General features: G+C 46.4%; 8 protein-coding genes and 1 pseudogene. 2 read left to right on the forward strand and 7 right to left on the reverse strand.

Annotation, left to right across the window (positions count from 1 at the left end; translation table 11 throughout):
- The first annotated feature begins 17 nt into the window (after positions 1-17).
- On the forward strand, positions 18-494 hold the full coding sequence (locus tag IZU26_RS06165; RefSeq protein WP_310823181.1) for an arginine repressor: 477 nt from the start codon (positions 18-20) through the stop codon (positions 492-494).
- Entirely contained in the window at positions 491-976 is a 486-nt protein-coding gene (locus IZU26_RS06170; RefSeq protein ID WP_310823180.1) for a hypothetical protein, read from the forward strand. The genes IZU26_RS06165 and IZU26_RS06170 overlap by 4 nt, the downstream gene beginning before the upstream one ends.
- On the opposite strand, the gene IZU26_RS06175 is transcribed toward IZU26_RS06170, so the two are convergent.
- The 7 genes and pseudogenes from IZU26_RS06175 to IZU26_RS06205 form a co-directional block, all read right to left on the reverse strand.
- Positions 957-2,786 carry a TRAP transporter large permease subunit gene (locus IZU26_RS06175; RefSeq protein WP_433277566.1) on the reverse strand — a complete coding sequence of 610 codons (1,830 nt, stop codon included), beginning with the start codon at positions 2,784-2,786 and terminating at the stop codon, positions 957-959. The genes IZU26_RS06170 and IZU26_RS06175 overlap by 20 nt on opposite strands.
- Positions 2,787-2,798: 12 nt before the next feature.
- Positions 2,799-3,827: pseudogene (gene dctP / locus IZU26_RS06180) on the reverse strand (TRAP transporter substrate-binding protein DctP).
- A gap of 61 nt (positions 3,828-3,888) precedes the next feature.
- Positions 3,889-4,863, reverse strand: a complete 975-nt coding sequence (locus tag IZU26_RS06185) for a TRAP transporter TatT component family protein (RefSeq protein ID WP_433277568.1) — start codon at positions 4,861-4,863, stop codon at positions 3,889-3,891.
- A gap of 105 nt (positions 4,864-4,968) precedes the next feature.
- Positions 4,969-5,715, reverse strand: a complete 747-nt coding sequence (locus tag IZU26_RS06190; protein ID WP_016519938.1) for a hypothetical protein — start codon at positions 5,713-5,715, stop codon at positions 4,969-4,971.
- A gap of 127 nt (positions 5,716-5,842) precedes the next feature.
- The gene (locus tag IZU26_RS06195; RefSeq protein WP_433277570.1) at positions 5,843-6,898 is read right to left on the reverse strand and encodes a hypothetical protein; all 1,056 of its coding nucleotides are present in this window, start codon (positions 6,896-6,898) and stop codon (positions 5,843-5,845) included.
- Between the two features lie 386 nt (positions 6,899-7,284).
- Positions 7,285-7,722 (reverse strand): hypothetical protein, encoded by a 438-nt coding sequence (locus IZU26_RS06200; protein ID WP_433277572.1) that lies wholly within the window; start codon positions 7,720-7,722, stop codon positions 7,285-7,287.
- Positions 7,723-7,778: 56 nt separating this feature from the next.
- Positions 7,779-8,285: a hypothetical protein gene (locus IZU26_RS06205; protein ID WP_433277574.1), complete on the reverse strand. Its 507-nt coding sequence runs from the start codon at positions 8,283-8,285 to the stop codon at positions 7,779-7,781.
- Positions 8,286-8,457: the final 172 nt, after the last annotated feature.

The raw sequence follows: 8,457 nt of genomic DNA on the forward strand, positions 1-8,457 counted from the left end.
GAGGTATACAATATACGATGGCTGTAAAAGAAAGGCGTGCGCGGCTTGCCGCGATAGAAAAACTTATTAAAAAAAACAGGATCGAAAGCCAGGAGTCGCTGCTCGCCCACTTGCAAAAAGCGGGGTACGATGTGACGCAGGCGACTCTTTCGCGCGATTTGAAGCTGCTCAAAGTCGGCAAAATGAGCGACGGAAAAGGCGGCTATATCTACACGCTCGAAAAAGAAGAAGAGCGCACGGAAGCGGAAAAGATTTACATTCAGGATTTTTTGCGCGGTTATATCAGCATAGACTGTTCGGGCAATATCGTCGTCATTAAAACTTTTCCGGGACACGCGAATACGGTCAGCAACGCGCTTGACAATATGGACTTGGACGATATACTCGGCACCGTTGCAGGCGACAATTGTCTCTTTGCATGTCTTCGCGAAGGGGTAAGCGGCGCGCAGTTTTTAAAATCGCTCAGGCAAAAGATTCCGGGACTCGAAGCGTGACGGTTCTGCTCGGCATTATCGCCTCTCTCGTCTTTTCGGCCGCAGCCGCTTCCGTCGTTATCAACGTTCGGGAACTCAAATGGCGTGCGGATATTCAAACGTATGAAGGTGCAAAAAAGCTCGATAAGCTCGGCTACGAAAAACTCATTCTCGAAAGATACCGCGCAAAATCGCATCACAGAACCTATCGAAGCGAAAGCGATTATATCGCCGTGCCGCTCGACGCTCCGATGCGCGAAGGGCGGAAGCTCAAAGAAAATTGGATTGCGATAAACGGTCTTTCGTCGATCGTCGACGGGAGCGTATTCGCTTCAGACCCGCCTTTCGACGAACTGCGACTTTACGGCATAAAAGACGGAGTGCGCCGCCTCGTCCGTAAGTATGCGTATTATCCGGAAAATTACCGCGATATAAAAGCGCGCGTCGAAGCGTATAATGCAGGGCGGGACGCACTTCGTCGCACTACAAAAGCGCTTCCGTAAAATACGGCACGTAAGTGACGAGCATGAGGACTGCGAACTGTACGATCAAAAACGGAATGATGCCCCTCACGACGCGGGAAAGCGGCTTATCGAAGGTATAGGACGAAATAAACAGATCCATGCCGACCGGCGGCGTCAAAAATCCTATCGAAAGGTTCATCAAAAATATGACAGCGGCTCTGACCGCACTCACGCCGAAAGATTCCGCGAGCGGCAGCAAAAGCGGGGAGACGATGAGGATCGCGGAAAACATATCCATGAGACAGCCGACGACGAGCAGGACGAGGTTCATCAATATCAAAAACACGTACGGATTTTTTACGTACTGCGTGATAAAGTCCGTCAGGATAGCGGGGACGTTCGCATCGAGCATAAAATAGGAGATGCCCGACGCGGCGCCGAGTATAAACAAAACGCCGCCTGAAACGGGAACGCTCGAAGCGACGACACGGGCCGATTTTGTTAATGTAAAATCGCGGCGCACGAATACCGAAAGACAAAACGCGTAGATGACGGCGAAAGCCGCAACTTCAAAGAGGTCGAACACGCCTTTAAAATAAAACACTGAGATAAAAAGCGGCATGAGCAGTTCGGGGATGCAGTGAAGGAGAGCATTCCGCGCTTCTTTTCCGGAAAACTTCGGCCGCTCTCCCTTTTTGTCCAATACGGCGCCCGTCACCATCATCGAAACCGCCATAATGCAGCCGGGGATAATCGCGCCTTTAAAAAGTTCGAACACGTCGACGGAAAAATAATTGACGGTCGCATACATGATGATCGCGGCGCTCGGCGGAAAAAGCAAACCTATCGCGCCGGATGCGGTTACGAGAGATTCGGCTCTGTCTTTGGAATAGCCCGAGCCGGTGAGTACGACGGCAAGCAGCGGGCCGAGCGCGAGGATCGTTATGCCGGAAACGCCGGTAAAGGTGCTGAAAAACGTCGTCACGATGACGGCCGCGATAACCGTTCCGCCGCGGAACGGGCCTATGAGCGATTTAAATACGGCGACATAGCGGTTTCCCGCGCTGCCGTGCGCGAGGATGTAGCCCGCAATCGTAAAGAGCGGAATCGCCGCGATATTGCGGTCGGTGAGTATGCGGTACGTTTCAAGCGGAATGACGTCGACGTAGCCGCCGCTCGCGGAAAAGAGCACGTATGCGATGCCGCCGAGCACGAGAAAAAGGGGCATACCGCAAAACGCGAGAGCTGCGAAAATGACGATGAGCGGCAAAAGCGCGATTTTCGAAAGCGAAAGCCACACATCGTTTATCGCGTACAGGGGCTGCGCGTTTTGTACGCCGAAAAGATAATACAGGATACCGGTAAAGGGCCCCATCGAAATAAGGATGCCGAGTATGATGCCGATGACGGCGGCGATGAGATCGCCTTTTCTGCGTGCGATCGCGAAAATGATGCCGAAATAGCACAGTGGAAGCGAAGCGAAAAAAATCCGCGTACTCATGCCCCAAAAGCGCGCGTCGAACTGCGCGGGATTGACAAGCTGGCAGAGCGCGTCGATAAAGAGCGCCGAGAGGATACAGTTTGCAGCTCCCGTTTTGACCGCTTCGATCGGGCGGCGTATCTTTTCGCCGAAGGATGCGCTTACCGACGCGAGACTCAAATGCTTTTCTTCGCGCCATGTTATGAGCCCTGCGAGGCTTGCGAATAAAAATACGAAATGGAGCAAAGCGATATCGGCGCCGGGCACTTGCACACGGCACAGACCCTGCATAAATTTAAAAAAGAGCGGGAGTGCGGCGATGAGGGCGATGAGGATGACCGCCAAAGCGTTTTCGATTTTTCGCAGCATAGTATTCACCGGTTATTCACCGCGGCGGCGTTTTAAAAGCGCTTCGATATCGGCATAAAATTTTTCGTCGAGGAGTCCGGTTTTTATCATCGCAGCGGCGTCTTTATTGAGCGTCTCTTCCATGACTTTGCGCTCCGCGGCGGTGAGTTTGACGAGGGTACAGCCGCCTTCGACGCAGCGGTCGAGGTATTCTTTATCGGAAGAACGCTGAGCTGCGATAAAATTTGCCTGCGCTTTTTTGACTCCGTTCAGCATAGCCGTTTTATGCGCGGCGGAAATGTCCGCCCACGCCGGAGCCGATATGATGAGGGCTGCCATAACGGGGCATATCGGCGCGTCGAGAATATAGGGCAGCGATTTATAATACTGCCCCGCATAGGCGTACATCGGAATCGAATAAAAACCTTCGACGCCGCCGGGCGTTTTCAAACTCTGCAAAAGTTTATCGGGCGAAATATCTTCGGTGCGGAAACCGGCCGCTTTGAACGCATCGGAAAGCTGCGGCAGCCCGATGCCGGCGACGGAAAGTTTTTGCGTCTTTAAATCGGCGGGCGTATGCACCGGTTTTTTCGTATAAAAATACGCCTAGCCGACGTTAAACCAGCCGAGCAGCACGTAACCTTTTGCGGAAATCGCTTTTTGAAACGTCGGCGCAAACGTGTCGAGCACAAAATCGACTTCTTCCTGATCCCGAAACATAAACGGAACGGCCGTCGTCAAAATATGCGTTTCCGGCGCGAGCGTTGCGATACCGAGGCTCGTAAAGATCGCTCCGTCGATCGGCGCCTTTTGTCCGGGACGAATCGTGTTGAGCTTTTGTACGACGCCCGTCTCTCCGCCCATAGCGTTCGTTCCCATAAACTGCAGCTGGATCGCACCTCCGGTATCTTTCGCCCAATCCTGCGCGAGGATGCGCTCCTGCACATCCCATGCGGAACGGCTCGGCGCGACGGTCGCTATTTTAAGCGTTTTTACCTGCTGCGCCGGCAATACGGCGACGCACGCAAACAGCATCGAAAAAATAATAAAACGTAATTTCATATCGTATTCCTCAATCGAAAATTAATAAATTACCGGCCGCAATTCGAAGCGAATGCGGCGATCACCATTCGAGAAAATAATCCGACGCATGTTCGAGCAATCGTTTCGCTTTTTTTTGCACGATCGTCGTCATAAGGCGGCTCGAAGGATCCGCATCGGGATCGATCGCGAGCGCTTTACGAAGAGAGTCTTCAAAGCCTTCCCTGTCTCCCGCGGGAACGCATATCGCCTCGGCATAGGTAACATAGGGACCCGGCGTTTTTCCGCCCGATGCACGGAGCGCTTCGTTATAACAATGGAGTCCCCTTTCCGTATCTCCACCGAATTCGGGAGGAGCGCTCATGTAAAAATTGCACAAAAGCTCCCAAATCGCACCCGCATTGTAATCGGGAGCGAGAAAAGCAGCGCGTTCGAGGATCAGAGCGGGAGAACGGATAGTGCCGAGAAGATCGGCGCTGAGCGGATCGAGGCTGAACGCACCGAGCCAACCCGCACACGCCCAATAAGAAGCTTCGACGTCGTACTTGCCGAGCTTTGCGCATACCTTTTTGACCGCCTCTTCGTCTCCGCTCAAAACGGAGGCGCGAAAACCCGCATGTCTTCCGTCGAGAGCTTTAAGGCAGAGATCGCGGCCGCGGAGGTAGTGCAGCTTTGCGCGCTCGAACGCTTCGTGCTGGCGATCGAATTCTTCGTTCGGCAGCGTTTCCGCAGGAGTTTGCACGAACGCGTTCGCATACATGATATTGAGCGAACCCGTCATCGTCATCAAACCGATATGGCGGGGATTCGCAGCTTGCAGGATTTCATAGCTTTTGAGCACCGTCGGGAAAAATTCTCCGACGAGGGTTACGTCCGTTTCGCCGGTGATCGCGAGCATAGGATCGGCGGCGGACGCTTTTTTCTTTTGAGGAACGCCCTTGCCGTTTGCACCCGCGAGCGCCGTGGAAACTGCATTGCCGACGAGCGTTTTGCACGAAAGCAACAGCGATGCGGATAGAACGAGCGATGCGAACGCCGCTTTTTGTATGAGCTTCATATTTATACTATATAACAAAACGATATCTTTCTCAACCGCAAGAGCAAGACTGCAAGCGGCGTGGGAAACTTCGCGCTTCGCGCTCGTTGCAAAGCGAAGTGGTGTCTACAAATCGATTGTATCGGCGGGAGTTTTCGGAATCGGTATGTCTTTTTCGCCGAAGATGATTTTTTCTATCGAATCTTTTTCAGCTGCGTCGAGCCTGAGGCGCAGTTCGGATTTACCCGTCGGAATATTCACCGACGCTCCGTCTTTTCTGTACGTCGGAAGAAAAAACGTAAAAATCCACGGAATGGTTGAAAGCCCCGAATCGTCGATGATAAACACGGGTATGTAGTTTCCGTTTACGTCTTTTCCGAAAATCAGCTGTTCTTTATTTATTTTTCGGTACGGAATTTTTTTCGAAGCGTCCAAAGGATTGTCGATCGACAACAGTATTTCGAATATTTTTTTCCCGTTCGTATCCGCAAAATCAAAGGTGTCCCGTTCGTCTTTATCGATTTCCCGTATGGAAACGAAGGAAACGGAAAGTTTATTAATTTTATTGAGCAGTGCTTTGTTCCAGCCTTTTTTTATACCTTCGTATGAATGTTCCGCAATGTTCGCCGTCGTTTCTCCGACGCTTTCGGCGATTTTATTTACGAGCGGATCGCCGTTTATCAAAGCTTTTGTTCCGATAACGATCGAACATGAAAAGAAGACAATCCACAACAATCCGGAAACGCCCGAACGTATGAGCGTATTTTTTTTCGGCTGTTTTTTTATCGTTTTTACGATCAGCATGACAATAAAAATCCAAAACAATAATCCCGCAATCGCTGCAAGCAATCCGAATAAAATCGCGGCAATCATGCATCTGCCTCCCATAATAAGTAAATGTACTTTGCTATTTTATCCGAAAAAAACTTAAACGGCAACGGATCGCATTTTCATGGATTTTCATGCAGGCTTTGCACACTCTCGGCAGGATATTATCCGACTACGGTGCATCTCCCTTGAGGAAAGCAATCCAGTCTTCCGGGATATAATAAGTAGGACCGCCGCGTTCTGCAGAAAGATATGCTCCGGAAATCCAGCCGGTTTTGCCGGCTACGGTAATTCTTACCCAACGATTTCTATATGAACCATCGTATTCTTCCGTAATTGCTTCCGTTATGATATTTGTCTGCCCGTTTCCGTTTTTATAACTTGAAGGAATTTCAGCTATTACTGTCGTATCTACTACCCCCGGCTTATCGCGTACTTCAATGAAATCATTTTCCGAAAAAATTGAAAGACCTTGATAAACCTTTCTTACAGTCCAAGTTCTGTTTCCGACGTTAATTTTTTCAAGAATTTCCCAACAGTTGTTTTGATACGGATCCGAATAGCTGTCAATATATTTTTTATAATAATTACTGTAATAGGCGCCGGAATAATAAACAAATCCTCGCACTCCATTATAAGAAACTTTAAGCCATACATAATGCAGCAAATCTTTTTTAGACTGTACCAGCCATAATTCTTCAATATCAATCCTGTCATCCAAAGTTATTTTGACCAAGACTTGATTTTTATTAATATATTTATAAATATTATAATCATCGGCCATTTCACCGAGTTTCAGTTTTTGCCGATGCTTTCTTTTTAGAATATAAAAATCATTATCTTCCGTTTGCTCAATTATCGTTCCGTTTCCGTTTTCGTAGTTAGGAACGTAAGAAATCGGCGGAGTTTCTTTCAGATAACCGGCAAAACATCTGCCGACAACTGCATATTTAACAGGATTCCCATCTTTGTCTTTCGCATTTTTTTGAACTTCGACAGTTACCCAATTACTTGTAATCCCGTCAATCGTTTCCTTTTCATCTTCAATATCGATAATTTTTACTTTGGTTCCTTTATTTAAAACAGTTATGATTTTATTTTCGGCATAGGGTGTTCTAAGCCGCAAATTATCGGTCGTGACCATATCTTTATATAATTCCAATTTTGTTTGTGCAAAGGCGAAAAAAGAGAAGAAAGCAAAGGGTAATAATATAAAAAAACGTTTCATGCAATCTCCTGTTTTTCAAATATCAACTCGATTGCTTGATATTGGAACAATTTTTATTTATAAGCGACGAAAGCGCGAATGTCAATGCCCTTGACAAATGCGATTGCTTTTCGCTAGAGCAAACGCATGAAACACGGCTTTTCCGTAAAAAACGATATGCGCTCATTCGCTGCGGGCGGCTTTTTGTCGGCGGCATACTCTTATTATCGCTATCGCTTTTTCTCCGCATGCGGAAGAGTCCCGCAGGCCTAAGGCTGCGTATGTGTTTTACTGAAAGTAGGTAAACAGAGGGAACTCTCCGGAGTTCCCTTTTTTATTCGTGCGGAGGGTTTAATACCCCGACGCTTGCATCGTAACAAAGGGTATTAAACCCGACTGCAACCACCTTATGAGAACAACATACCACGACGCTTGTGTCGGGGTTGTTGATTAAAATCAATAAAAACACTTCCTTCATAACAACCTAAACAATATTTTGCAGTTCTTGATTTCGGCATCTTATAAGTATAAAAATTCAATCGATTACCGCTCTCTTCCGTTTTTGTATTTTGCTTATTTTTTTTCATTGTTTTTACAAACAAAATTATACATATAATTAAAATTAACAATATCTCCAATAAAACGATAAAGTCATATTCTGTCGGTAATTTTAATACGGTTGTATCATTTATCTTAATAAGTGTTACAACACCGCGTAAAAGGTATATTTTTCGTAAATTTCCTGTAATAATTAAATAAAATATCACTCTAAATATTTTAATAAATTTTATTATAAACAGAAAAAAAGATAATACTAAAAACGGTAATATGATTTTCTTTTTCATCGTAATCAGACGCTTCCGACTTCATTTTTGAAAATATTTTAATATTAAAGCACGGTTTATTCCTCTAGCAATTTCATTACGTTTTTAGCATCTTTTATTTTGTAAAACCCCGGAACGCTTAATTCAGAGGATAATCCGTATGACGTAAATCCGGATCGGAGAAAAAAACTCGGCTGTTCGGCGAACAGAATAGTCCCCGTTTCGTTTGCATATTCTATCAGTTTTAATGTAGTCCATTTTCCCTTCGGTATGCTTTCTGTTCTTTTGTATTTTACAATTATTACTCTTTTATCCGTAACAAAATACTCCGTATTTTTTCTATTCAAATAATCATGTATAAAGCGCCCTATCGTAATGTACATTCCCGCTAAAATAAAAGGTATGCCCCACAACGTAAAAAAAACAGGAGCATCCTTTATTCGTAATACGTTTATTTCCCAAAAAACAGCAAATCCCGCCCATAATACAGAAAAAGGAATCATAAAAATATCTGATTTTGTAAATACAATGCCTTGCTTAGGTTTTCCTTTCCAAAGCAAACTTTCATCAATATCAAATTTCATAATTACTCCCAGCTATTCGCCCCGGCGGAGCGTCCGTATAATATTTACTTAACCTGCAACAAGGCTTGTCCGCAATGTCAGGTTGAAGCGAGTGTTAGGTGATTTTCATTTCACTAATTTCTCGTAATTTACTTACATCATTTGAGGTAAGCATCTCGAGATTTGTCGTTAT

This window comes from Treponema sp. SP13 (assembly GCF_050938355.1).
GTDB lineage: Bacteria > Spirochaetota > Spirochaetia > Treponematales > Treponemataceae > Treponema_D > Treponema_D socranskii.

Coding starts and splice junctions, on each gene's coding strand:
- IZU26_RS06200 (WP_433277572.1), bottom strand. CDS start 7,722: ATGAAAAAGAAAATCATATTACCGTTTTTAGTATTATCTTTTTTTCTG.
- IZU26_RS06185 (WP_433277568.1), bottom strand. CDS start 4,863: ATGAAGCTCATACAAAAAGCGGCGTTCGCATCGCTCGTTCTATCCGCA.
- IZU26_RS06165 (WP_310823181.1), top strand. CDS start 18: ATGGCTGTAAAAGAAAGGCGTGCGCGGCTTGCCGCGATAGAAAAACTT.
- IZU26_RS06195 (WP_433277570.1), bottom strand. CDS start 6,898: ATGAAACGTTTTTTTATATTATTACCCTTTGCTTTCTTCTCTTTTTTC.
- IZU26_RS06205 (WP_433277574.1), bottom strand. CDS start 8,285: ATGAAATTTGATATTGATGAAAGTTTGCTTTGGAAAGGAAAACCTAAG.
- IZU26_RS06175 (WP_433277566.1), bottom strand. CDS start 2,786: ATGCTGCGAAAAATCGAAAACGCTTTGGCGGTCATCCTCATCGCCCTC.
- IZU26_RS06190 (WP_016519938.1), bottom strand. CDS start 5,715: ATGATTGCCGCGATTTTATTCGGATTGCTTGCAGCGATTGCGGGATTA.